General features: G+C 60.0%; 23 protein-coding genes and 1 pseudogene. 4 read left to right on the top strand and 20 right to left on the bottom strand.

The genetic code is table 11. From position 1 onward, the window contains the following. Positions 1-213 precede the first annotated feature (213 nt). From ACRQ1B_RS23975 to ACRQ1B_RS23960, 4 genes are all read right to left on the bottom strand, one after another. Positions 214-1,542, bottom strand: coding sequence for a sensor histidine kinase (locus ACRQ1B_RS23975; protein WP_432296647.1), 1,329 nt, complete (start codon positions 1,540-1,542; stop codon positions 214-216). After that, a complete protein-coding gene (locus ACRQ1B_RS23970) occupies positions 1,542-2,213 on the bottom strand; it encodes a response regulator transcription factor (protein WP_432296646.1) in 672 nt (223 codons plus the stop codon). The genes ACRQ1B_RS23975 and ACRQ1B_RS23970 overlap by 1 nt, the downstream gene beginning before the upstream one ends. After that, the gene (locus tag ACRQ1B_RS23965; RefSeq protein ID WP_432296645.1) at positions 2,210-4,402 is read right to left on the bottom strand and encodes a mechanosensitive ion channel domain-containing protein; all 2,193 of its coding nucleotides are present in this window, start codon (positions 4,400-4,402) and stop codon (positions 2,210-2,212) included. Before ACRQ1B_RS23965 ends, ACRQ1B_RS23970 begins: the two co-directional genes overlap by 4 nt. A gap of 181 nt (positions 4,403-4,583) precedes the next feature. Then, positions 4,584-4,835: a YMGG-like glycine zipper-containing protein gene (locus ACRQ1B_RS23960; protein ID WP_432296644.1), complete on the bottom strand. Its 252-nt coding sequence runs from the start codon at positions 4,833-4,835 to the stop codon at positions 4,584-4,586. Positions 4,836-5,002: 167 nt separating this feature from the next. On the opposite strand from ACRQ1B_RS23960, the gene ACRQ1B_RS23955 reads away from it, so the two are divergent. After that, positions 5,003-5,134 carry a hypothetical protein gene (locus ACRQ1B_RS23955; RefSeq protein ID WP_432296643.1) on the top strand — a complete coding sequence of 44 codons (132 nt, stop codon included), beginning with the start codon at positions 5,003-5,005 and terminating at the stop codon, positions 5,132-5,134. Between the two features lie 59 nt (positions 5,135-5,193). On the opposite strand, the gene ACRQ1B_RS23950 is transcribed toward ACRQ1B_RS23955, so the two are convergent. Together ACRQ1B_RS23950 and ACRQ1B_RS23945 are read right to left on the bottom strand one after the other, a co-directional pair. Beyond that, positions 5,194-5,433, bottom strand: a complete 240-nt coding sequence (locus tag ACRQ1B_RS23950) for a hypothetical protein (protein ID WP_432296642.1) — start codon at positions 5,431-5,433, stop codon at positions 5,194-5,196. Further along, the gene (locus ACRQ1B_RS23945; protein ID WP_432296641.1) at positions 5,433-5,708 is read right to left on the bottom strand and encodes a hypothetical protein; all 276 of its coding nucleotides are present in this window, start codon (positions 5,706-5,708) and stop codon (positions 5,433-5,435) included. Before ACRQ1B_RS23945 ends, ACRQ1B_RS23950 begins: the two co-directional genes overlap by 1 nt. A 260-nt stretch (positions 5,709-5,968) precedes the next feature. On the opposite strand from ACRQ1B_RS23945, the gene ACRQ1B_RS23940 reads away from it, so the two are divergent. Further along, on the top strand, positions 5,969-6,664 hold the full coding sequence (locus ACRQ1B_RS23940) for a L,D-transpeptidase (protein ID WP_432296640.1): 696 nt from the start codon (positions 5,969-5,971) through the stop codon (positions 6,662-6,664). A gap of 49 nt (positions 6,665-6,713) precedes the next feature. Here ACRQ1B_RS23940 and ACRQ1B_RS23935 read toward each other — a convergent pair whose 3' ends face one another. Continuing rightward, positions 6,714-7,259, bottom strand: a complete 546-nt coding sequence (locus tag ACRQ1B_RS23935; protein ID WP_432296639.1) for a DUF2478 domain-containing protein — start codon at positions 7,257-7,259, stop codon at positions 6,714-6,716. Between the two features lie 401 nt (positions 7,260-7,660). On the opposite strand from ACRQ1B_RS23935, the pseudogene ACRQ1B_RS23930 reads away from it, so the two are divergent. Continuing rightward, positions 7,661-9,799: pseudogene (locus ACRQ1B_RS23930) on the top strand (TonB-dependent siderophore receptor). A 65-nt stretch (positions 9,800-9,864) separates the two neighbouring features. Here ACRQ1B_RS23930 and ACRQ1B_RS23925 read toward each other — a convergent pair. From ACRQ1B_RS23925 to pcaD, 11 genes are all read right to left on the bottom strand, one after another. After that, positions 9,865-10,755, bottom strand: a complete 891-nt coding sequence (locus ACRQ1B_RS23925; RefSeq protein WP_432296638.1) for a helix-turn-helix domain-containing protein — start codon at positions 10,753-10,755, stop codon at positions 9,865-9,867. Positions 10,756-10,859: 104 nt separating this feature from the next. Continuing rightward, positions 10,860-11,576 carry an ABC transporter ATP-binding protein gene (locus ACRQ1B_RS23920; protein ID WP_432296637.1) on the bottom strand — a complete coding sequence of 239 codons (717 nt, stop codon included), beginning with the start codon at positions 11,574-11,576 and terminating at the stop codon, positions 10,860-10,862. Continuing rightward, positions 11,557-12,318: an ABC transporter ATP-binding protein gene (locus tag ACRQ1B_RS23915; protein ID WP_432296636.1), complete on the bottom strand. Its 762-nt coding sequence runs from the start codon at positions 12,316-12,318 to the stop codon at positions 11,557-11,559. The genes ACRQ1B_RS23920 and ACRQ1B_RS23915 overlap by 20 nt, the downstream gene beginning before the upstream one ends. After that, the gene (locus ACRQ1B_RS23910) at positions 12,315-13,307 is read right to left on the bottom strand and encodes a branched-chain amino acid ABC transporter permease (protein WP_432296635.1); all 993 of its coding nucleotides are present in this window, start codon (positions 13,305-13,307) and stop codon (positions 12,315-12,317) included. The genes ACRQ1B_RS23915 and ACRQ1B_RS23910 overlap by 4 nt, the downstream gene beginning before the upstream one ends. Next, entirely contained in the window at positions 13,304-14,170 is an 867-nt protein-coding gene (locus tag ACRQ1B_RS23905; RefSeq protein ID WP_432296634.1) for a branched-chain amino acid ABC transporter permease, read from the bottom strand. Before ACRQ1B_RS23905 ends, ACRQ1B_RS23910 begins: the two co-directional genes overlap by 4 nt. Positions 14,171-14,416: 246 nt before the next feature. After that, on the bottom strand, positions 14,417-15,589 hold the full coding sequence (locus tag ACRQ1B_RS23900; RefSeq protein ID WP_432296633.1) for an ABC transporter substrate-binding protein: 1,173 nt from the start codon (positions 15,587-15,589) through the stop codon (positions 14,417-14,419). A gap of 145 nt (positions 15,590-15,734) precedes the next feature. Continuing rightward, entirely contained in the window at positions 15,735-16,790 is a 1,056-nt protein-coding gene (locus ACRQ1B_RS23895) for a 3-carboxy-cis,cis-muconate cycloisomerase (protein WP_432296632.1), read from the bottom strand. A 21-nt stretch (positions 16,791-16,811) separates the two neighbouring features. After that, entirely contained in the window at positions 16,812-17,429 is a 618-nt protein-coding gene (gene pcaG / locus ACRQ1B_RS23890; protein WP_432296631.1) for a protocatechuate 3,4-dioxygenase subunit alpha, read from the bottom strand. Position 17,430: 1 nt separating this feature from the next. Continuing rightward, complete coding sequence (gene pcaH, locus ACRQ1B_RS23885; protein WP_432296630.1) at positions 17,431-18,171, bottom strand: protocatechuate 3,4-dioxygenase subunit beta; 741 nt, start codon at positions 18,169-18,171, stop codon at positions 17,431-17,433. Next, entirely contained in the window at positions 18,168-18,590 is a 423-nt protein-coding gene (gene pcaC, locus ACRQ1B_RS23880; RefSeq protein WP_432296629.1) for a 4-carboxymuconolactone decarboxylase, read from the bottom strand. The genes pcaH and pcaC overlap by 4 nt, the downstream gene beginning before the upstream one ends. Positions 18,591-18,593: 3 nt before the next feature. Further along, complete coding sequence (gene pcaD / locus ACRQ1B_RS23875) at positions 18,594-19,391, bottom strand: 3-oxoadipate enol-lactonase (protein WP_432296628.1); 798 nt, start codon at positions 19,389-19,391, stop codon at positions 18,594-18,596. Between the two features lie 90 nt (positions 19,392-19,481). On the opposite strand from pcaD, the gene pcaQ reads away from it, so the two are divergent. After that, complete coding sequence (gene pcaQ / locus ACRQ1B_RS23870) at positions 19,482-20,408, top strand: pca operon transcription factor PcaQ (RefSeq protein WP_432296627.1); 927 nt, start codon at positions 19,482-19,484, stop codon at positions 20,406-20,408. Between the two features lie 26 nt (positions 20,409-20,434). On the opposite strand, the gene ACRQ1B_RS23865 is transcribed toward pcaQ, so the two are convergent. Together ACRQ1B_RS23865 and ACRQ1B_RS23860 are read right to left on the bottom strand one after the other, a co-directional pair. Further along, positions 20,435-21,598, bottom strand: coding sequence for a sugar ABC transporter permease (locus ACRQ1B_RS23865; protein WP_432296626.1), 1,164 nt, complete (start codon positions 21,596-21,598; stop codon positions 20,435-20,437). Between the two features lie 31 nt (positions 21,599-21,629). Further along, complete coding sequence (locus ACRQ1B_RS23860; RefSeq protein ID WP_432296625.1) at positions 21,630-23,165, bottom strand: xylose ABC transporter ATP-binding protein; 1,536 nt, start codon at positions 23,163-23,165, stop codon at positions 21,630-21,632. Positions 23,166-23,204 lie beyond the last annotated feature (39 nt).

The raw sequence follows: 23,204 nt of genomic DNA, 5'->3' as shown, positions 1-23,204 counted from the left end.
GACCGCGACGCGGATCCGGACCGACCATGATGATGACGATGTCGTCTCATTGTCCGAACCTGTCCCCGCCATGGGGAACAGGCGATAAGCCCGCAATCGGAGAGATTTCAGATACCACGGCTGGACCTCACGGGCCTGCCCGGCCGTGGTTGTCGCCGGGATGCACGCCGAGACGCAATCTGGCGGGCATCCCGGCGTTTCAACATCTGAAAGTCAACCGAGTTTCAGCCGGAACCGCGCTCCCCAGGGATGATCGATGACGCTGACATGCCCTTTGTGCAATTGAGCGATCTGGCTGACGATGCTGAGGCCAAGCCCAGCCCCGATCGATTTCGGCGTCACGCGATAAAACGGCTCGAACACTTTTTCACGCTCACCGGGCGGTATTCCCGGCCCTTCGTCCGTCACCTCGATCGTGCCATCGCGCAAAACCTCAATGCGAATGCGCCCTGTCCCCCCGCCATGTTCGATGGCATTGCGCACAAGGTTGGTGACGGCGCGCTCGATGGAATCCCGATCACCGCGGATGCGCATCGCTTTTATCTCCGCATCGAATTCCAGCTCATACCCGGCCGCGATCGCCAGAGGCGCGCAATCGGCGGCCACCGTCTCGCAGATCGAAACGAGATCCACATCCGCCCAGGACTGGACGCTGCCGAAACGCTGGAGATCGAGCAGCTGTTCGGCTGTCGCGGCCAATCGCCCGACATCCATCAACAACCTGTCCTTGTCCTTGGCGGCTGGCAGTCCTTCCAGTCGGGTCTGCAGGATGGCGATCGGCGTCCTCAATTCATGTGCGGCATTGGCGAAAAAACGACGGCGCTGCCCGACATCCTCGTCGATCCGTTCCAGTGCGGAATTGATGGCATCGACAAGCGGGTGAAGTTCACGCACGACGCCCTCCTTGGGCAGGCGTACGCCGAGGCTATTGGCATCGATTGAGGCCGCTTCGCTGATGGTGCGGCGAAGCCCGGAAAGCGACTTACCGACCATCAACGGCAACGCCAGAAAAACCAGGCCCACCGGAATGAGGATAAGCGGCAGATAAACGACCTTCAAACCCCAAAGCACGTTGAACAGGAATGAACCGGGATAGGAGCGGCCGCCATACATGACCTTCAGCGTGCCGGCGACGGTTTCCAGCTCGGCAACACTTGCCGTCATCGGCGATCCGTCGCGTTCGCGCACATCAAGGAAAACGATACTATCGAGATCATCGAGAACAGGCCGATATGCATCCGGCACGACACCATGACTGACACGGTCATCGCCCCGGGACGCTACAAACCAGAAACTCGGCGCTTCGCGTGTGATCCGCTGCAGTTCCGGTGTTTCGGTTATAACCAGGCGGCCACCTTGGTTTCGCAGGGCCTCCGCGATGATCGGCCGGACCGTACGGTCGGCATCACCGATGGGCGGCAGGACCAGGGCAAGCAGCGCCAGAATGCCGGCCGTCATGATCACCATCAGCAGACCCAGAACGATGGAAAAGCGCGTGACCAATTGCCCTTTCAGCGATTTTTGACTGAACCAGCCGGACATCATCCTTCCCTCAGCAGATAGCCGAGCCCCCTGATACTGTGGATTGTGACGCTTGCACCAGCATCCGCCAGACGCTTGCGCAGGCGCGAGACGTGGCTGTCGAGCGCATTCGACTGGATCTCGTCGTCATATCCGTAAACCGCTTCCTCCAGCATGCGGCGCAACACCGTTCGACCGGCCCGGCGCATCAGCATCTGCAAGACCAGCATTTCCCGCCGCGGCAAGGACAGTGCCTCGCCATCGATGGTTACTTCCTGATGATCAAGGTCGAGGCAGACATTGCCCTCCACGATCGTCTGGCTGGCATAGGTATCAGAGCGACGGATGATGGCACCAAGCCGGGCAATCAGCTCCTCGGCAAGAAAAGGTTTTCCAAGATAATCGTCAGCACCATCATTGAGCCCGCCAATGCGGTCACTCGGTGTGTTATGCGCGGTCAGCACGATGACCGGTGTCGAATTTCCGGCATCCCGCATTTCCCGCAGCAGATCAAGACCATCTCCGTCGGGCAGATGGCGGTCGAGAATGATCGCATCATGAACATTGGATCGGATGGCCTCCCGCCCCAGTTCGATGTTCGACATATGATCGACGACATGGTGATGCTGGGCGAGAACCGCGCTCAACGCCTTGGCCATCTCGATCTCGTCCTCGACAAGAAGCAGTCTCATGCCATCACCTTCTCTCCCGACCAGCCGGCACTGCGTTTGGCCAGCGGGATGCCTAGCTCCTGCAGCCGGACATTCATGCGGCGATTGATTTCGCGCCCGACGCCGTATTGCTGTAGTGGTCGTGTCTTGATCGCGCCCTTGATGACGATGCCGTCCAGACCGACCTGATCGACACCCCAGACATCGAGCGGCGCGACGATATTGGTCGCAAATTTCGGATCGTTTCGCACCTCCTCGCCCACGTCCTTGAACACGTCCAGCGCTTTCCCGATATCGGCACCCTGCGCCAGCGTGATTGCCACGGTATAGACGCCAAAACCGCGCGAACTGTTCTTGAGCGCCTTGACCGTCGAAAACGGGATCGTATGCAGTGCGCCATCACCGTCACGGATCTTGACGGTGCGGATTGTCAGCGCCTCCACCGTGCCCGCCCGGTCACCGGTGTCGATGACATCGCCGATGGCGAGCGTGTCTTCCAGAAGAATGAAAAGACCGGTGATGACATCCTGCACGAGTTGTTGCGAGCCGAAGCCGACGGCAAGGCCGACCACGCCGGCACCGGCAATCAGCGGCGCGACATTGATGCCGAGATTGGCCAGAACGCCGATCACCGTCAACACCGTCAGCACCACAAAGGCCACGTTGCGCAGCAGCGGCAGCAGCGTGCGGACACGCGCCGAACGCTCGCGGTAGGTACCGCCGACCTGCGACTGCGACAGTGCCGCGGTGATCCAGGCATCGAGACCAACCCAAAGAGACCATGCGACCAGCATCATCAGTGCGATGGACAGGATGGGACCTATGACGGAAAGTCCTGCGGGACTGCTGACCCACCCACCGACATCGAGCCCCCACAGGCCGAGGCAGAATACGGCCGCATAAAAGATGATGATCACCTGAAGGGTTCGATAGGCAATCGACGACAGGCGCCGCAGGATGACAGGTCGCACACCGATCTGCGGCCGGCGGTTCGCGGTCGCGATGCGCTTGTTTTCGAACCGGCGGATCGAGGCAACAGCAATGAAAGCGACGACGATAACCGCCACCGACAGGCTGGATTGCGTCAGAAAACTTCCCGACTGAGCGCCGAACAGCCGCGCTCCAATATTGACGGTGACGAAGAGGAAGCCGAAATGCTGCCAATGCGTACCGATCCAGTAGATGGCCCGGTCGAAAACCGGCCTTTCGCTGTCGTTGGAATATCCGCGCACGATGAGTGAGCGCACTGTCCTGCGATGAAGTGCGATGATGACGGCGGCAAAGATCGGCACGGCAATATCGAACACAAGCGAGATGATATCGCTGGTGGAAGGACCGATTGCACTGCGGATATCCGGCGCAATCGCCGCGGAACCGGCCGAGGCGAGACCGACAAGGGCGCCAACCAACGGCGACAGGCGCCTTTGCGCATAGGAGACGAGACGCCAGCCCTTTGATGGCGCCAGCAGAACCAGCAGCGCCGACATCAGGCTGGCGCTGGCAACTGCACCAGCAAACGGCATGGCAAGAAGGACAAAAATCGCCTTGCCGGTATCCGAATAGGGCAGAAAAGCCACCCAGATCAACGCAACGACGATGCAGACCACCAAGGGCAAAAGTGCATAAAGGGACCTGACCGCCACGTCGCGCACCACGGATCGTTTGAGTGTACCGCGGGCAACCCGCGTCCTAATCCGGCGTCTTGCCAGCAGGAACACCGCCAGCGCCGCCACGGTTATCACAGCCCAGCCAACCAGCGATCGGGAACCGAAGCCTTTCAGATCGTCGACCGCACCCGGAGCGGCAAGTCGTCGTTGGACCTGCACTTCCGCCTGATTGAATTTGACATCGATCGGTGCGCCGAGCGCAGCCGTCGGCAAACGCTGTGCAAGATCGCCAAACCACTGCGAAAGACCGGTTACCAGCCCGTCATTGAACACGGCATCTTCTTCGCCGGCAGCCGCAGGGCTTTCCGCAGATTTTGATGCCTCGGCAGGCGTTTGTCCGGTGGTGGCCTGGTTTTCGTTTCGCAACTGCTCGAGTTGGCCGATCAGTTGCTGGCGAAGCGCATCGTCCTTGAGAACATCGATCAGATCGCCAATGGTGCGCGCGTCAGACGATGATGGAGATTGGCGCGGTTCCTGGGCCAGCCCCATGGTGGCGAAAGCACACAGGACAACTGTCAAAACGGCAGTGGCGATGATCTTCATTCCGGCACCTTTGGTTCTTCGTGTCCGCCCGGTTTCCCTCCGGCTCATCGGATCGTTCAGGACCACACCAGCATTACGGTAACATTACGCTCCGCGTCGCCAATGGTTGCGCATAGGCCGCTCGACATCCGCTCAGCAATGGACATGAAGCGGTGGTGTGCACCGCTTCATACCGCCGGCATCAGCAGCGATCGACGTAACGACGGCCATAACGGTCGCGGTAGGTGCACTGGCGACGATCCTCGCTGGCTCTGCCGACAAGTGCGCCGGTTGCTCCTCCGGCCGCCGCACCGACTGCCGCGCCGCGCCAGTCGTTCGAAACGAGACCGCCGATTACCGCACCGGACGCGGCACCGATGGCAGCGGATTTCTCCGTCTTTGAACAGGATGCGAGCGCGATAACGCACAAAACGGGAATGATGACTTTTTTCATGACTTGCCTCTCCGCAACGGCCTTGGGCCGTCTTGATCATGGGAATGATGGCGACAGTGGTCGCGGCTCGTCGTGTCGATGGCGGACATTGCGGAAACATTACGCACGGCCGTGTGAGGCTTCATGTTCTAGGAAACCGGAAGGCATTAAGGTATCGGCCGGAAGCCATGGGCACCAATACCGGCCGGGGCAATATCGCCTATATAGTGCTGCGCATCCTGCTCGTCGTTTTTCTGTTCAATACCGTGCCGAACGCGATCCGCTCACGGCTGATCGGCGGTGAGATGCACTGGAATTGAAAAACCGTCCGTAGAAAGACATGCGTCACGCCGCACATCAAATGCGGCGTCTCTCAGGTTCAGGCGCTATAGATCGCCTGAAGGCGCGCAAGATCCGCGATCTTCAGTTCTACCGGGTCGGCACCGTCGCGCAGGGGTTTGAACCACGTTATCGCCTCTGCCACCGCTGTCGCATGTGGCTCCGGATAACCGCCAAGCCCGATGGCCCATTGGCGCACAATGTCACGCTCCATGCGGCCAGCGGCATACCGATCATGCACAGCGCGCGCCGATTGGATCAAATCATCGACACGCTTCATCAATGAACCGCCGGTTCGGTCTCTTCACCCCCGAAAAAGGAGCGAATGCCATCACGCTCCACGGTCGCCAGGAATTCCTCGAAGGCTTCCCGGTCCGTGGCGAAGGGCTCGTCCCAGGTGGTCAGGTCATCCTCTTCGGTAATGACTTCCAGCACCCAATCGTTCTGAGTGCCTGCCGGGCGATAGATATCGACCAGAACGGTCACGTCATCCTCGGTGAATTCACCCGCCAGTTCGGAATGTTCCATTTCGGGTTCATCGGGTTCGTTCGTCATGACGTTTTCCATTGGTTTCATCCCGACAGACCGGGAGTGACTGAGATATACCGCCTTGGCGGCGGTTGCCAGAACCTGCGCGCAAACGGACCTTTCCCCACACAGGCTTTTTGTCGCGATGGCCGCAATCGTGGCATATTTGTCGAGCTTTTGACCAACCGCACGGAAATGCCGCCAATGTGATGGCCTTCGTCTTGTCCGGCGGATAGTGCCGGTTCAGAACGGATCATCATTGATTCCCAGAGAACCTGTACCCTCACATGAACAGCGAATTTCAATTGTCGCGGCGCGCTTTCGTCATCGGCTCCGCAGCCATGACCGCAACGCTTGCCAGCTGCACCACCACACCGAGAAACGTACCCGTGCCGGAACAGGTTCGCCGTCCGATCGTGCCTCCGACAGAGGCCGAGTTGCAGGAGCGTTACGCGGCGGTTTCCGATGCCGGACACCTGATCCCCGCCATTCCCTACCAGCAGATCGACCCGAAATATTACCGCCAGCGTGTCCTCGATCCGACCGGCGAAAAGCCCGGCACGGTTGTTGTGAACACGCCCGAGCGTTTTCTTTATGTGGTCGAGCCGGGCGGCACCGCCATGCGCTATGGCGTCGGCATCGGCCGTGACGGTTTTGCCTGGCAGGGCGAAGGCGTCATCCACTGGCGCCAGCCATGGCCGCGCTGGAAGGTGCCGGACGACATGATCGCCCGCCAGCCAAGCCTCAAGCGGTTTTCCGTCGAAAACGGCGGCATGGACCCGGGCGTCAAAAACCCGCTGGGCGCGCGGGCACTCTATATCTTCCAGAACAATCAGGACACGCTCTACCGCCTGCACGGCTCGCCGGAATGGCAGTCGATTGGCAAAGCCACCTCTTCCGGCTGCGTGCGCCTGATCAACCAGGATGTCATCGATCTCTACAGCCGCGTGCCCTATCACGCCCGGATCGTCGTACATCAGTAGGATCACGCAAGCCAGTTCATTCCCCCCGCGGCACAAGTTGTCGCGGGTGCTATCTGCCCGGCACCTGCTCCCAAGCGGCGAGTACCTGACGACACCAGCCGTAAACCGCATCTTCTTCGGCGGGCAGCAGAACGGACATGCCGCCGGTATAGTCTTTCCAGCCTTGCACATGCTCCGGCTTGACCGAGGTCAGAACCGGCAGGCCGCGTTCAATGGCCTTCTCGTAAACAGCACGCAGGCCACTGCCTTCGGTCTCGGTCCGCCCGAAGCGGTTGAGCACAAGAAGCTCGATATCGCCGTCCAGACGCGCGATCGCCCTGCCGGCCACCTCGGCCAGCACGCCTGGATCCAGACGACAGCCGGCACCGGCCCCGCCGCGCGGCTGCATGATCGAAAACGTCACGCCGGTCTCAATGTCCTCGGCAACGACCAGCGGATCACGCCCTGCCGGCGCGGCATACTCCCGCTGGATGTAACCGCCAACCCGCACGCCTCGTCGCTTGAGGCTTTCGATGACATTATCAAAAAGCGGCTCTACGGATCCCTCGCCGCTCAAGGCAATGGCGGCAAGGCATGGCAACGACGCAGCCGGCATGGGACACTCCCGCATTTCCTTCATCTGGACTCCGACATAGCCGGATGCGGACCTCTGTGCACGTCGAAATCCATATCGTGCCGCGTCGGTCCCGTTAACCCGGTAAAATTGCCTTGTGCCGGCAGGGCAGTTTGGCCACAGGTTCAACAAATACCGCCGATTGCGGCAAAAAGTGCCTGCAAAATTCCACGGTTTTTTACAAATTGCCAGAAAGATACAATACCTGATAAGTAAACTCAGGTTAGTGAATTTCCGGGGACATCACATCGACGTTACCGGCTGCGCAGTCTTGTCAAAAGACGATCAGCGGCCGTCGTTTGATGCGAACTCTCCGCAACAAGGATGATAGCACTCCCAGGCCAGCATCCTCGAATAGTCTTCTAACCTGTGGAACGTAGACAATGGATAGCAAGAGATCCGGCCAGGCCAAACGGCGGACTTTCACTCGGCGAGCACACGCAGTTCTTCTCGGCTGCACCGCAATCATCACGCTATCGCCCGGTCTCGTGGCTGCGCAGGACGCGGCATCTAGCTCTGGTACCGTTCTGCAGACCATTACCGTTTCGGGCAATGGGGGAGATGACGATTCCAAGTCGATCATTGCAAACATGACAACCGGTGCTGGCAAACTGCCCGGCGAAGTGCTGACCACGCCTGCGTCTGTTTCCGTCGTGACGGCCAAGGAAATCCAGGAGCGGGGCGCAACCAGCGTCGAGCAGGTCGTCCAGTACACTGCCGGCGTGATCACTGACTTTTATGGGGCGGACGACCGTTTCGATTATTTCGACATCCGTGGCTTCACTCCCTACACCTATCGTGACGGCCTCTCCATCGGACGCACGTTCGGCGGTATCAAGGAAGAGCCCTATGCTTTCGAGCGTCTCGAAGTTCTCAAAGGCGTCAGCTCCGCAGGTTTTGGCGTAGCCGAGCCGGGCGGTTCTGTGAATTACGTCACCAAAAAGCCGAAGAGCGAACGTTTTGGCGAAGTTTACGCAACTGGCGGTTCTTACGCGCATAAGGAAGTTGGCTTCGATTTCGGCGACAACATCACGCAGGATGACACGCTTTCCTACCGCCTGACCGGAAAGCTTCAGCGCGCAGACGCCGAATACGATTTTTCGCGCGACGACGAAAACTTCTTCATGGGCGGCCTGACCTGGCGACCCAGCGATGCGACCAGCCTGACATTCGTCTATGACCATCTGGACAAGAAGGGCGTTCCGGGCAGCGGCGGTTACCCGCTGGAAGGCGATTTTGATCGCTCCGCCTTTTTCGGTGAGCCGGACTATTACCACAACGACGTCAACCGCAACAGCTACAGCCTGATGTTCGACCATGACTTCGGCAATGGCCTGACCTTTGGTTCAAAGGCGCGTTACAGCAACTCGTTCGTGGATGCCGGCAGCGCGTATCTCTTGCGTACAACACCGGGCTCCACGGAGGCCAGCCGCTATTTTTATGGTAGCGACAAGTCTAGCGAGCAGTTTATCGTTGACGCCAACCTCACCTACGAGGCAAATTTCGACACGATTGACAGCCGGACTTTGGTAGGCGTTGAATACAACAACTATACATCAGAAAACTACAGCCTCTATCTTTCGCCGGAAAATCAATACGATCCATATCCTTTTTATCCTGTTCCTCCGATTGATTGGACAAACCCGATCTATTCCGGAGGACCCGATCTGACGCTAGCAAAATCCCTGGAAATCAGCGATCAGAAAACCAAGGCTCTCTACCTTCAGCAGGAACTGACCTTTTCGGATAAGTTGACTGTAAGTCTTGGCCTTCGCAATGACTGGCTCGACCTCTCGAACGGGACGACCTCAAGTAATCACAGCGAGTTCAGCAAGCGTGTTGGCGTAAGCTACAAGATCACGCCGGAGCTGGCAGCGTTTGCTAGCTACGGTGAATCGGTGGCACCACCCGCGACAGGCGCCGAGCCGACGACCGGCAAGCAGTATGAAGTCGGCTTCAAATACAAACCGGAGGCTTTCCCGGCGCTGTTCACGGCTTCTTTCTACGACCTGACCAAGAAAAACGTCGGCACCTACGACTACGTGACCTATGTTCCGGAAACGGTCGCGAAGGTCCGCAATCGCGGTATCGAGCTCGAGGCCAAGGCTGAGGTCACGGATAATATCAACCTGATCGCCGCCTAAAGCTACATCGACTCCAAGATCGATGAACCGGGTGGCGATGATGATGGCAACCGTCTCATGCGCGTACCGGAGCATGTGGCATCTGTCTGGGGTACCTACACCCTGCAGGGCGATGGAGCGCGCGGCGACATGACATTCGGCCTCGGCGCACGATATATGGGCGAGTATTTCACCAATATCGAAAACACAACTTATGGCGAAGAGTCGATCCTGTTCGATGCCGCATTCACCTACAAGGTGCGCGAAAACACAACATTCCAGCTGAACGTCAGCAACGTGTTCGATGAAAAGCATATCGCTCAACGCGACGATGCGGCCGGCGTGAAATTCTATAATGCGGGCCGGACCGTCATGGCGACATTGCGCCAGAGCTGGTAAAAACAACAAAGCCCCACCCGTGCATTCGAGTGGGGCTTTCTCGTCGCAATTCAGATAAATCGCGCCTATCGCACCTTGTGCATCCGTCGCCACGATGCCGGCGTATCACCGACCACCTGCCTGAATGTCTTCGTTAGATGCGCCTGATCGGTAAAGCCGAGCCTTGCAGCCACATCGGTCACCGTCATCTCGCTTTCCAGCATGATCTGCTGCGCCAATTCCACGCGTCGGCCCAGTTGCCATTGCAGTGGCGTTTGACCTGTCGTGTTCTTGAAAACCTTATTGAACCAGCTTTCAGACAGGCCGACCACCGTCGCCATTTCCGCGACGGTCAGCTTCAGGCCACCGTCGGTGGCCGAACGGGCGACAAGTTTGTTCATTTGCGCCTGCGAAAGCTTGTATTTCCAGGCATCATCATCCGCCGGGATATCCAGAAGTCCGGTCACGAGACTGCCAACCAGGCTTTCAGAATAAATCGGGTGTTTACTCGGTGTGGAGACCTCCTCGACCAACAGCCCGGCCAGAGTCTCGACCGCACCGATATCCTGCGTCTCCACGGGTCGCATCAATGCCGTTCTGGCGGCAGATGTGCCGAGCGACGGCGTTAAAAACTTCAGCAGGCGGTCGCGGTGAATATGCACATCGAGATGGGAAAAGCGGTGGTCTGCACATGCAGAGGTCCACATGGGAACGCCAGCCGGCACATAGATCGCGCGGCTCATGGCACGCAGATCCCGGCCCGCACCTTCGCTTTGGTTCGACATGCTGAATTGGGCAGAGATATCGTTGAAGAAAATCATCACCCGAGGATCGGTCGAAACGTAATATCCCTTGGCACCGACCTTGCAGCTTGCCTCCCAGAAAACGCCGACCGCCCCATCGAGGCAACGCCATTTGACCGGCGCCGTCGGCGTGATGCCTTGCGTAGAGGCAGTCATGGATGGGATGTAGGACACCTCGGAACCCGTATATGGCGGGGCAAAAGCCTCAAAAGATGATCAGCGTTATCATCTATCCGCAAGTGGAGCAATCAACCGCCGATCGGTGCGACATATCGCGATCAGTGCAATCCACCGACTCCCAGCAGGCGGTCTACCACGTCATGATCTCCAGACAGCGCCTGTGGCGTGCCGGTCCATGCGATGCGGCCGCGTTCCATGATCATCACCCGATCTGCGAATTCCAGTGCGCTCTGGATACGCTGTTCGACGAGCAGGATGGTGGTCTCGCCTGATTGCGCCAGTAGAGAAAAGGCCGCCATCAGTTCCTCGCAGATCACCGGCGCCAGACCTTCCAGCGGTTCATCGAGCAGGAGCACGCTCGGCTGACCGAGAATGGTGCGGGCGGTCGACAACATCTGCTGCTCGCCGCCGGAGAGTTGGCTGCCGAGATTGGTACGCCGCTCTTTTAGCCGCGGAAACATCGCGTAAGCTTCCTCGACCGCGGATTTCGGGCGGTTTTTCAGGCCGACGAACAGGTTTTCCTCCACCGTCAGGCTGGGAAACACGTCGCGGGTCTGCGGTACATAACCGATGCCGGACAATGCGCGGGCTGCGCTCGGTTGCGCGGCGATATCCTGACCGCCGAGACGGATTTCACCGCCATATCGCCGCGTCTGGCCGGCAATGGTGGCGAACAGGCTGGTCTTGCCCATGCCGTTGCGGCCGAGCACGGCGAGGCGTTCGCCGGCGGGCACGGAGAAAGAAACGTCCTCGATCACGCGCGTCGGACCGTAACCGGCCGACAGTTTTATCACCTCAAGCGGCGCTGCCGGCATTGGCATAACTCCCCAGATAAGCTTCGCGCACAGCCACATCCTGCGTCACATCCTGCGGCGAGCCATCGAAGATGACGGTGCCGGCGGCGAGAACCATGACCCTTTTGGCGAAGCGGAATACGAGATCCATGTCGTGCTCGATCATCAGCACGGCGAGATCGGGCGGCAGCATATCGAGCGCGCGTTCGATGCGCGCCGTTTCACTTTGCGGCACACCGGCTGCGGGTTCGTCCAGCAGCAGGACTTTTGGCCGCAGCGCCATGGCGAGCGCGATTTCCAGAAGACGCTGCTGGCCATAAGCGATTTCTCGCACTTTTATATGCGCAAGTTCCAACAGGCCGAGCAGGGCAAGAATTTCCCTCACCTCTTCCACGACGGGACGCATGGCATCATGACGGCCGAACATGCGGGTGGATTTGCCATCGCGTTGCAGGATGGCGAGCGCCACATGTTCCTGCGGCGTCATATCGGCAAATAGGCGCGTGACCTGAAACGAGCGGACGAGACCACGGCGCACGCGCTGCATCGCCTTGACCCCGGTGATATCCTCGCCTGCCAACGCAATCGACCCGCCATCCGGCTTGAGATGGCCGGTGACGAGATTGACGAAGGTGGTTTTGCCGGCGCCGTTGGGGCCGATCAGGGCAAGGCGATCACCGGGCGCGAGTGACAGCGACACGTCGTTGGTGACGGCAAGGCCGCCGAAATTTTTGCGGAGTTTTTGGACCTCGAACAGGCTCATTTTGCACCCCCGCGACGGCGTGACAGGAAGGCGGCGGCCGAGCCGTAAAGCCCTTTTGGCGCAAACAGCACAACGACGATCAGCAGCGCCCCGACGATGGTGAGCCAGTGGAACGGGTTGGCGGCGGAAACCACATCCTCGAACCACATGAAGGAGACCGTGCCGACCATGGCGCCATAAAGCGAACCGGTACCGCCGAGAACCAGCATGACCAGCGCTTCCGCCGAAAGCGTGAACGAAAGGCTGTCCAGCCCGACAACCTGCGTGGAGATGGCATTGAGCGCACCACCGATGCCCGCGACAGCGCCTGAGATCACATACATGCGCAACATGACCGAATGCACCGACGCCCCCATGGCGGCGACACGCACTGGATCTTCACGCACGCCGCGCGCCAGCATGCCAAAAGGCGACTGCACGAGGATGCGCAAAGCCACGAAGACGATCAGCAGCAGCACGATGCCGTAGACATAGGCGGTGCGGCCCCAGAGATCGAATTCGAACAGGCCGAGCAGCGCATCCGTGGTGATGCCGGAAAGACCGTCACTGCCGCCGGTCCAGCCCGATGCCTTGTTGGCGACCTCGTGAAACAGGTGGACGACGGCGATGGACAAAACCAGCTGAGGCAGGCCGTGGGCCCGCAGGATGACGATGCCGGATATTAGACCCGCCAGCGCGCCGGCAACAGCACCGATCAGCGTCATGGTCAGCGGTTCGGTGATGCCGAAATGGGCAGACACGATGCCGGCGCCATAGGCCCCTGCCCCGAACAGCGCTGCATGGCCGAGCGTGGCGACGCCGCAATAGCCGGTGACGAGATCGATCGACAGGACCAGCAGCATGGTGGCGACGATGCGGGTGAGCAGCGCCAGATTGTTGGGGAAGAGGAAATAGCCGATGACGCTGGCCGCGATGATGACGGCGATGCCGATCAGGGTTCCGAGCGGCCGGCGGCGGGTGGGAAAAGTGCTATCCATCATAACCGTCATGACTTGAACCGCCCTGCCAGACCGCGCGGGAACAGGGTGACGATGACGATCACCGCGAGATAGAAAAAGAACTCGCCATATTCCGGCGCAAGATAACGCCCGGTCGTATCGATGGCGCCGAGCAGGAGACAGGCGATCAGTGCGCCGGGAATGGAGCCGGCGCCGCCGATCGATACGGCGACCAGAAACGTCACCATGTAGCGCAGCGCATAATAGGGTTCGACCGGCAGAAGTTCGGCCCCGACGATGCCACCGAAGGCGGCAAGGCCGACAGCAACGGCGAAACTGACGGCATAAACGAGTTGCGTGCGCACGCCGAGGGCTTCGGCCATCGGCGCATTGTCGACCGCGGCGCGCAGACGGATGCCGAAAGCGGTGCGTTCGATCAGGAACCACAGACCACCGGCGACGATAAGGCCGCAGACGATGGCGAAGATGCGGTGGGTGGCGATGGCGCGGAAACCGAGGTCGATCGAGCCTGAGAGAGTTTCGGGCAGCGGAATGGTTTTCAGCGTCGGGCCAAAGGCATAGTTGGCGAGACCGATGACGCAGAAGGTGATGCCGATGGTCATCAGCACCTGCGTCAGTTCCGGCGCGCCATAGATGCGGCGGTAAAGCAGCCGTTCGATCGGCACGGCGATGATGGCGGTGGCGATGACGGCGATGAGGATGGCGGGGGCATACCCAAGGCCGAGATCACGCGTGGCATAGGAGGCGAGATAACCGCCGATCATGGCAAAGGCGCCGTGCGCAAGATTGACGACCCGCATCAGGCCCATCGTCACCGACAGACCGATCGAGATCACGAACAGCACCATGCCATAGGCAAGGGCGTCGATGGCTATGCTCAGAACGGTCTGCATGCTTGGGTATGGGTCCTTGTGGTGTGGTTGTATTTTTGTTGTCGGCGGCTTCGGGGGATATCTATTCCCCCGTGACCGTTGAACTTGCCCCTCATCCGGCTGCCGCCACCTTCTCCCCGCTCGCGGGGAGAAGGGATATGCCGCACCGTGCTGCCCCGAGAATTGAGGGTGCGTGAGCCACATCCCGTCTCCCCGTCCTTACGGGGAGACGGCTAGGGTGAGGGGCAATTCACCCCCGTAGAAACTCTACTTCGCAGCCGCCAGACCCGGATCGCCCTGACGCTCGAACGTCTTGATTTCCTTGTTGATGTAAGCGCCATCCGCCCCCTTGGTCACTTCACGCAGATAGATGTTCTGGGTGATATGGCGGCTTTCGGCGTCGATCGACACAGGCCCGCGCGGGCTGGTCCACGCGAGGCCCTTGACCGCATCGACCGCCTTTTTGGCATCCTGCTCGCCACCGGTTGCCTCGATCATCTTGTAGATGACATGCATGCCGTCATAAGCGCCGACGGCCGGGAAGGACAGTTCGGCGGGGTTGCCGATCGCCTTGGAGGCGGCTTCGACAAAGGCCTTGTTTTCCGGTGAATCGTGGCTGACGGCGTAATGGAAGGTGGTCTGCATGCCGGCAGCCGCTTCGCCCAAGGCCGGGAGATCGGATTCCTGCGTCAGGTCGCCCGGCGCAAAGATTTTTATTCCAGCGGTTTTCAGGCCGTTCTGGTTATAGGCTTTTACGAAACCGAGCGTGGTCGGGCCGGATGGCAGGAAGGCGAACACCGCGCCGGCACCCGAATCCTTGATGCGCTGCATGATCGGCGAAAAGTCGTTGGTGGAAAGCGGCATGCGGATCGCTTCGACCACGCTGCCGCCGGCCTTTTCGAAGGCCGCCTTGAAGGCGTTTTCGGCATCGACGCCCGGACCGTAATCGCTGACCACGGTGATGACCTTGTCGACGCCGGCATCTTTCGCGACCTGCGCGATCGGCGTCGAGGTCTGCCAAGTGGTGAACGACGTGCGCACCACATAGGGGCTCTTGGTAACGATTGCCGAGGTCGCGGCATTCATCACCACCATCGGCACATTGCCCTGCTGCAGGATCGGCGTGGCCGCCATCGCATCCGGCGTAAAATAGAAGCCGGCGAGATATTGCACGCCTTCCTTGACGATCAGTTCCTGCGCCAGCGCCTTGGACTGGGCCGGATCGGCCTGCGGCACGTCGCGATAGATGATCTCGACATCGTTATCGCCGACCTTGGCGCCATTGACCGCCATATAGGCATCGATGCCGGCCTTGAAATTTTTGCCCTGCAGCGCGAACGGGCCGGAAAACGGACCGATGACACCGACCTTGATCGTGGCCGCATGCGCACTGACGCTGAGCGCCAGCGTGGCAATCGCGGTTGCCAGAAATCTCTTCATGTTACCCTCCCTGATGCGGAAGCCCGATGGGCCTCCTCCTCCGCATTCAAATTGCAGTTTGTCATATGGCGCGTCCAAGTAAAATGAATTGGCCGAGATGACCCATATGCAAAAGGTTATGATTCAAGGCAATGTCGGTCAGGCATCAATCCCGGCCGAGCGAGCGGATATTACCGGCCAGTTCCAGTGCAAGACGCAAGGAGGCGCCGGTCGAAACCGCCATCTGCGGCAGGGTCAGCCATTCCAGCGTCCAGGCGGCACCGGAACGCTCCTGCTCATGCACAAGCGCCTGATGCATGCCGGAAAGCTGGGCGGCGTTGAAGCGCGCCAGCGACACAAGAACTTCAGCCGCCACAGGGTTCTGCTTGTGCGCCATGGCGGAGGACGCACCGCCGCCGGCAAGTGAGATTTCCGATCCGGCCTCGGCCAGAAGCGCAATATCCTGACCGAATTTTCCGAGACTTCCGGTTATCAAAGACAGAAGGCCCGCAAGTTCGCCCAGCCGGTCACGCTGGCTTTGCCACTGCGCATGATTGCCAAGCCCGAGATCCTCGGCGAGTGCCTCGCGCACGACCACACCTTCCTCTCCCAGACCATCCAGCGTGCCGGCGGCACCGCCGAATTGCAGCACGAGCGCGCTTTCGGCAAAGGCTTCGAGACGGGCGCGGTGGCGGGCGAGCGGCTCGCACCATGCACGGATGCGGTCGGCCACTTTTATCTCGATCGCCGCCTGCATGCGGGTATGGCCCATCATAACGTGATGGCCAAAACTTCTGTCGAGCTCAGCGAAGGCGGCATCGAGTTTTTCCATCCGGTCTTCCAGAAGCGCCGCAACACCACGAAGCCGCAACATCAGGCTGGTATCGACGACATCCTGACTGGTGGCGCCCTTATGGACATGGCGGCCGACATCCGGCCCGCAGGCCTCGCGCAACTGCCGGATCAGTTCCGGCACGACGACGCCGTCACGGGCGGTGGCGACACGCAGCTTTTCCATATCCGGCGCGAAATGGGCGCAGACTTCGGCGATGCGTTCGGCCGCCCAGACTGGGATGGAGCCCTCCGCCGCCTCGCTGGAGGCCAGCGCCATCTCGAAATCCAGCATGGCCTTGATATCGGCATTGGCGGTGAAAAAGGCTGCCGTTTCCCTGTCGCCCACAAGGCCGGAAAGGAAAGGATGATCGAAGGCGGATACGCTCATGAAAACCGATGCCTTAACTGCTCAGATATCGAAGAACACGGTCTCGTCTTCGCCCTGAAGATGAATGTCGAAGGACACCGTGTCACCTTCGCGTCTGCCGATCAAGGTTTTGACCCGGCTGCGATGTTCCAGCCGCATCAGGATCGGGTCCTCGGCATTGGCCTTTTCCTCATCGGAAAAATACATGCGGGTGTGCAGCCCGATGTTGATGCCGCGCGCGACGATCCAGAGCGTCACATGCGGCGCCATCATCCGACCGTCGTTGAAGGGCACCCGGCCAGGCTTGACGGTATCGAAGAAGAATTCGCCGGTCGTCATGTCGGTGGGACAACGGCCCCAGCCGAAAAAGTTTGGATCCGCCTTGCCACAGGTTTCCGATGGGCTGTTGTAGAAACCGTCGCTATCGGCCTGCCAGATTTCGATCAGCGCATCCTTGAGCGGCGTGCCGGTGCCATCGAGAACGCGGCCTTTTATGGTAATACGCTCGCCACGGGTCTTTTCCGACGCAAGCGGGCCGGAACCGAGATCGGTTTCATAAACGCCCTCGATGCCGGTGAAATTCGGTGTGCAGCCGATATGGACGTAAGGGCCGGCGGTCTGCGAGGCGGATTCCTTCAGGTAACCGAGAGGTTGCGGCATATCAGTTGCCCTCCTTTCGGTTCTCGAAGAAGGTCGAACGGCGGCCGCGCAGGACGATATCGAACTTGTAGGCGCGCATATCCATCGGGATCGTCGCATTCATGTCCAAAGGCGCGATCAGCTGGTGGATTGCCTGTTCGTCGGGAATGGTTTTGACGATCGGACACAGCCAGATCATCGGATCGCCCTCGAAATACATCTGGGTGATCAGGCGCTGCGAAAAACCATGACCGAAGACGGAAAAATGGATATGCGCCGGGCGCCAGTCGTTGACGCCGTTCGGCCAGGGATAGGCGCCGGGCTTGATGGTCTTGAACCAGTAATAACCGTTCTCATCGGTGATCGTGCGGCCGAAGCCGCCGAAATTCGGGTCGATGGCCGCCAGATAGGTTTCCTTCTTGTGCCGATACCGCCCGCCGGCATTGGCCTGCCAGAATTCCACCAGCGCGCCATCGACACCACGCCCGCGCTCGTCCAGCACCCGGCCATGCACGAGAATACGCTGGCCGATCGCCATCTCGCCGGGACGGGCATAATTGACGATCAGGTCGTTGTCGAATTCGCCGAGAATATTGTGGCCGAAGACCGGGCCGGTGATTTCGGAACGGGTGCCATCCAGCGAGATCAACGCCTTTTGCGGCGAACGCAGCACGGAGGTCTTGTAACCGGGCGTATAGGCCGGCGGATGGATGGAGCGATCACGGGCAAAAAAGCCGCCGGTTTCGGGTCTCTCGTTCTTCACTCTGCCTCCTCCCCGGCTTGTCCGCCGGCGGCATCCATTTCGGCATAGGCTGCCTTGACGATCTTGAACGCGTGATTGGCGGCCGGCACGCCGGCATAGACCGCCACATGCAACAGCGCCTCGCAGACATCCTCCCGGCTGGCGCCGGTATTTTTGGTGGCGCGCACATGCATCGCCACTTCCTCATGCTGGCCAAGTGCCGCAAGCAGCGCGATCGTGACGATCGAGCGGTCGCGTTTCGACCAGGTTTCCCTCGACCAGACATTGCCCCAGGCGGTTTCGGTGATCAACTCCTGAAACGGCTGGTCGAACGGCGTTTCGTTGGCCAGCGCCCGGTCCACATGGGCATTGCCGAGAACGGCGCGTCGTGTTGCCATGCCCTTGCGATAACGCTCGGAAGAATTCGGGGTCTCGGCCATGGTTCACTCTCCGGGCAATTGCGCGAGAAAATCGCGAAGGACGGCGGCAAAGGCGGCCGGCGCTTCGACACAAGGGATATGGGCGGCGTTTTCGATGACGTGGTAACGGCTGCCCGGCACGAGATCGGCAAGCGAACGCACGAGATCGGGCGGCGTCGAGCCATCCTGCGCACCCACGATGCAGAGCGTCGGCACCGCGATATTTCCGGCGGCCTTTGTGAAATCGGCATCGCGGATGGCGGCGCAGGTGCCGGCATAACCGGCAACCGGCTGACGCAGCAGCATGTTGCAATACCCCCGATAGGCCGCGTTTTCCGGCACGCGATAGGCGTCGGTGAACCAGCGTTGCATGATGCCATCGACCATGGGGCCAAGACCTTCCGCCTCGACCCTGGTGATACGCTCGGCCCACATGTCGGCGGTGCCGATCTTGTGGGCGGTATCGGCCAGCACGAGTACGCGAACGAGATCCGGCCGCGTGGCATACAGCGATTGGGCGATCAGCCCACCGACGGAGAGGCCGCAAATAATGACATCGGCATAACCGAGATGATCGATCAGCCCGGCAAGATCGGCGGCGTGGTCCTCGATCCGGTAGGGTGGCTGGCCGAGATCGGAGAGGCCGTGGCCGCGCTTGTCATAGGTGATGACGGTATAGTCGTCGGAAAATTTCGGCAGGACGAGGTCCCAGATACGGGCATCGGTGCCGAGCGAATTGATGAAGACTATGACCGGCTTGCGGTCGCCCGCGCCCGCCACGTCATAACGGATGACGATGTCGTTGATCGAAACGAACTGCATCTGAAATCTCCTCCACAACAGAGATTGCAGCGATCAAATGGTTAGGTAAAATGATTTTTGGGCGCATTTCATTAACCGGGGGATTATGAATTGAAAGCCAATCGCGTTAAATTCCGGCATTTGCAGACATTTGTGGAGGTGGCACGCCAGAAGAGCGTGGCGAAGGCGGCCGATATTCTCAATGTCAGCCAGCCGGCCGTGACCAAAACCATTCGCGAGCTGGAGGAGGCGCTCGGCGTCGCCGTTGTCGAGCGTGACGGGCGCGGCATTCGCCTGACCCGTTATGGCGATGTTTTCCTGCGCCATGCCGGTGCGGCACTGACGGCGCTCAGGCAGGGCGTGGACAGTGTTTCGCAGGAACTGTTCGATGCAGCGCCGCCTGTGCGAGTCGGTGCGCTGCCGACGGTTTCGACACGCATCATGCCACGCGCCATGTCGATGTTTCTGAAGGAAAAAACCGGCAGCCGCATCAAGATCGTCACAGGCGACAATGCTGTTTTGCTGGAACAGTTGCGGGTCGACGATCTCGATCTGGTGGTCGGACGGCTGGCGGCGCCGGAAAAGATGGCGGGGTTTTCCTTCGAGCACCTTTATTCCGAACAGGTCGTGTTTGTGGTGCGTGCCGGACATCCTCTGCTGGCGAGCAAAACATCCATATTCGAGGGATTTGCAGATTATCCGGTGCTGATGCCGACGCGCGGCTCGATCATCCGGCCTTATGTCGAACAGTTTCTGATCGCCAATGGTGTCGCCAACCTGCCGACGCAGGTGGAAACGGTGTCCGATGCATTCGGTCGCGCCTTCGTGCGCCAGAGCGATGCGATCTGGATCATTTCGCGGGGCGTGATCGCTACCGATCTTGCCGACGGGTTTCTGGCCGCCTTGCCGATCGATACATCGGAAACGCGCGGGCCAGTGGGGCTGACCATTCGCGCCGATGCCACGCCGTCATTGCCGCTGACGATCCTGATGCAGACGATCCGGCAGGCAGCGGAGGACGTTGTTGCCGGCGCGTAAGTGTCCACGCCGGTAACCACATCAAATCAGAGCCGTTTCACACCCGACGAGATGATGTCGAGATACACAGCGATGACGAGGATGATGCCCTTGATGATCTGCTGCCAGAACGTGTCGACCCCCATCATCGACATGCCGTTATCGAGGCTTGCCATGATCAGCGCGCCGACCAGCGCGCCGATGACCGACCCGACACCGCCGCGCATCGAAGTGCCGCCGATGAAGCAGGAGGCGATCGCATCCAGTTCGCCGCCGAAACCGGCAGACGGCGTGCCGGCGGCAAGGCGTGCCGTGGTGGTAAGGCCGGCGAGTGCGGCCATCAGCCCCATCAGGCCGAAGACCGACATTTTTACCAGATTGACATTGACGCCGGAGAGGCGCGTTGCTTCGGAATTGGAGCCGGCGGCGTAGATGTAACGGCCGAACACGGTACCCTTGGCGATGACCGTGAAGACGGCCAGCACGAAGAGAAGCAGCAGAACCGGCACCGGAATGCCTTGGTAGGAATTCAACACCAGCACGAAACCGAGAATGAGAAGCCCGGTGCCGAACAATTTTGCGGCCTCCATGGCGGGTGTCGGCACTTTCAGATTGTGCTGAAGGCGCTTGCGGCGGGTGCGGATCGCCATGAACAGCAGCACGGCGAAGAGCAGGATCGCGCAGCCATTGCCGAGCCAGCCCGGCAGATAACCCTGGCCCAGATATTTGAGGCCCGGAGAGACCGGAGCGATGGTGATGCCGCCGGTGATGCCCAGCACGGCGCCGCGAAAGGCGAGCTGCCCGCCGAGCGTAACGATGAAGGAGGGGATGCCGAGATAGGAGGTCAACCAGCCGTTCATCAGGCCGAGGGCCGCACCGGCCAGAAGCACGAAGGCGATCGTTCCGGCCAGCGGCCAGCCGTAGACAGCATCGAGAATGGCCGCGATGCCGCCGAGAAGCCCGAGCAGCGAGCCGACGGACAGATCGATTTCGCCGGCGACGATGACAAAGACCATGGCGGCCGCCAGCATTCCGGTGATCGCCATCTGGCGCAGGAGGTTCGAAAAATTGCGCGCCGTCAGGAAGCCGGAGACGCCGGTATCGGTATTGTAGGTGAGATATCCGAACAGCGCCCAGATCAGCGCCACCACGATCAGAAGCGCGACGATCTTGTTTTCGGACAGGAATTTTCTCAAAACTATGCCAGTCATTTCAAAACCTTCACCAGCAATGACAGTAGGATCAGGCGACCTGTGCGGCATGGCCGATCGCGGCCGCCAGCACCTGTTCCTGGGTGAGATTGTCGTTGACGAAATCGCCGCGCAGCTGCCCCTCGCCGATGACAAGAACACGATCGGAAATGCCGAGCACCTCCGGCAATTCGGAAGACACCATCAGCACCGCCACGCCGGTTTTGGCGAGCGCGAAGATCAGCTTGTAGATTTCGTATTTGGCGCCGACATCGACGCCGCGTGTCGGTTCGTCGAGGATCAGCACACGTGGTTCCGGCAGCATCATCTTCGAGAGGACCGCCTTCTGCTGGTTGCCGCCCGAAAGCGAGGCGATCGGCAGCAGCGGATCGGCGGTCTTGATCTTGAGGCGGATAATTTCGGCCTGGATCTGCGCCAGTTCCTCATGTTCGTCGATCAGGCCGAAACGCGCGAAACGGCTGAGCACCGAGATTGTCATGTTGTGGCCGACGCCGATGATCGGCAGGATGCCACTCTTCTTGCGATCCTCCGGCACCATGCAGATGCCGGCCCTGACAGCATCGCGTGGCGTTTTGATCGACACTTCCTGGCCATCGAGATGGATCGTGCCCTGATGTGCTGTGGGGTAAGCGCCAAATAGGGTCGAGACCAGTTCGGTGCGGCCTGCCCCCACGAGACCAGCGATGCCAAGAATTTCGCCCTTGCGGATTTTGAGCGAAACATTGTCCACCACCTTGCGGTCGGGATTGGTGACATCCCAGCAGGTGATGTTGCGCGCCTCGAGAATGATCTCGCCGATGGCGTGGTCTTCCTTCGGGTAGAGATTTTTCATCTCGCGGCCGACCATCATCGTCACGATGCTGGCGGTGGTGAAGTCCGCCATCGGCTTGGTGCCGATATGCGTGCCGTCGCGGATGACGGTGACGGTGTCGGCGATCTCGGCCACCTCTTCCAGCTTGTGGGAAATGTAGACGCAGGCCATGCCGTCCGCCTTGAAGCGCTTGATGAGATCCAGCAGCGTGCGGATTTCCGACGAGGTCAGCGCCGAGGTCGGTTCGTCGAGGATCAGCAGCTTGGCGTTCTTGTTGAGCGCCTTGGCAATTTCGATGAGCTGCTGCTTGCCGCCGGAATAGTTCAGAACCGGCAGCGCCGGATTGATGTCATGCACGTTGAGTTTGGCCAGCAATTCCTGGGCCCGCGCATTCATCGCGTCGTAATCGAGAAAGCCGTGAGTGCTGATCTCGTTGCCGAGAAAGATGTTCTCCGCCACCGACAGGTGCGGCACCATCATCAGTTCCTGATGGATGATGGCAATGCCGACCCTTTCGGTTTCGCGAATGGACGCCGCCTTCAGCTCGCGGCCTTCCCATAAAATTTCGCCCTCCCATGTGCCGTAGGGATAAACGGCGGAAAGCACCTTCATCAGCGTGGATTTGCCTGCACCGTTTTCGCCGCAGAGACCGACGCATTCGCCGGGACGGACCTGAAGATGAATGCCATCCAGAGCCTTCACACCGGAAAAGCTCTTGGAGATATTCTTCATCTCTAAAAGAAAAGATTCGCTCATGACACCTCGCACATAAAACAGGGCCCCGGAACCGTTCAG

Origin of the sequence: Endobacterium panacihumi (genome assembly GCF_050847465.1) — a bacterium.
Taxonomy (GTDB): domain Bacteria; phylum Pseudomonadota; class Alphaproteobacteria; order Rhizobiales; family Rhizobiaceae; genus Neorhizobium; species Neorhizobium panacihumi.
This window is presented reverse-complemented; position numbering and strand designations above follow the sequence as displayed.

What these genes read in the sequence shown, in the direction of transcription:
- ACRQ1B_RS23975 (WP_432296647.1), bottom strand. Translation starts at nt 1,542, where the DNA reads ATGTCCGGCTGGTTCAGTCAAAAATCGCTGAAAGGGCAATTGGTCACG.
- ACRQ1B_RS23970 (WP_432296646.1), bottom strand. Translation starts at nt 2,213, where the DNA reads ATGAGACTGCTTCTTGTCGAGGACGAGATCGAGATGGCCAAGGCGTTG.
- ACRQ1B_RS23965 (WP_432296645.1), bottom strand. Translation starts at nt 4,402, where the DNA reads ATGAAGATCATCGCCACTGCCGTTTTGACAGTTGTCCTGTGTGCTTTC.
- ACRQ1B_RS23960 (WP_432296644.1), bottom strand. Translation starts at nt 4,835, where the DNA reads ATGAAAAAAGTCATCATTCCCGTTTTGTGCGTTATCGCGCTCGCATCC.
- ACRQ1B_RS23955 (WP_432296643.1), top strand. Translation starts at nt 5,003, where the DNA reads ATGGGCACCAATACCGGCCGGGGCAATATCGCCTATATAGTGCTGCGC.
- ACRQ1B_RS23950 (WP_432296642.1), bottom strand. Translation starts at nt 5,433, where the DNA reads ATGAAGCGTGTCGATGATTTGATCCAATCGGCGCGCGCTGTGCATGAT.
- ACRQ1B_RS23945 (WP_432296641.1), bottom strand. Translation starts at nt 5,708, where the DNA reads ATGACGAACGAACCCGATGAACCCGAAATGGAACATTCCGAACTGGCG.
- ACRQ1B_RS23940 (WP_432296640.1), top strand. Translation starts at nt 5,969, where the DNA reads ATGAACAGCGAATTTCAATTGTCGCGGCGCGCTTTCGTCATCGGCTCC.
- ACRQ1B_RS23935 (WP_432296639.1), bottom strand. Translation starts at nt 7,259, where the DNA reads ATGCCGGCTGCGTCGTTGCCATGCCTTGCCGCCATTGCCTTGAGCGGC.
- ACRQ1B_RS23920 (WP_432296637.1), bottom strand. Translation starts at nt 11,576, where the DNA reads ATGCCGGCAGCGCCGCTTGAGGTGATAAAACTGTCGGCCGGTTACGGT.
- ACRQ1B_RS23915 (WP_432296636.1), bottom strand. Translation starts at nt 12,318, where the DNA reads ATGAGCCTGTTCGAGGTCCAAAAACTCCGCAAAAATTTCGGCGGCCTT.
- ACRQ1B_RS23910 (WP_432296635.1), bottom strand. Translation starts at nt 13,307, where the DNA reads ATGACGGTTATGATGGATAGCACTTTTCCCACCCGCCGCCGGCCGCTC.
- ACRQ1B_RS23905 (WP_432296634.1), bottom strand. Translation starts at nt 14,170, where the DNA reads ATGCAGACCGTTCTGAGCATAGCCATCGACGCCCTTGCCTATGGCATG.
- ACRQ1B_RS23900 (WP_432296633.1), bottom strand. Translation starts at nt 15,589, where the DNA reads ATGAAGAGATTTCTGGCAACCGCGATTGCCACGCTGGCGCTCAGCGTC.
- ACRQ1B_RS23895 (WP_432296632.1), bottom strand. Translation starts at nt 16,790, where the DNA reads ATGAGCGTATCCGCCTTCGATCATCCTTTCCTTTCCGGCCTTGTGGGC.
- pcaG (WP_432296631.1), bottom strand. Translation starts at nt 17,429, where the DNA reads ATGCCGCAACCTCTCGGTTACCTGAAGGAATCCGCCTCGCAGACCGCC.
- pcaC (WP_432296629.1), bottom strand. Translation starts at nt 18,590, where the DNA reads ATGGCCGAGACCCCGAATTCTTCCGAGCGTTATCGCAAGGGCATGGCA.
- pcaD (WP_432296628.1), bottom strand. Translation starts at nt 19,391, where the DNA reads ATGCAGTTCGTTTCGATCAACGACATCGTCATCCGTTATGACGTGGCG.
- ACRQ1B_RS23865 (WP_432296626.1), bottom strand. Translation starts at nt 21,598, where the DNA reads ATGACTGGCATAGTTTTGAGAAAATTCCTGTCCGAAAACAAGATCGTC.
- ACRQ1B_RS23860 (WP_432296625.1), bottom strand. Translation starts at nt 23,165, where the DNA reads ATGAGCGAATCTTTTCTTTTAGAGATGAAGAATATCTCCAAGAGCTTT.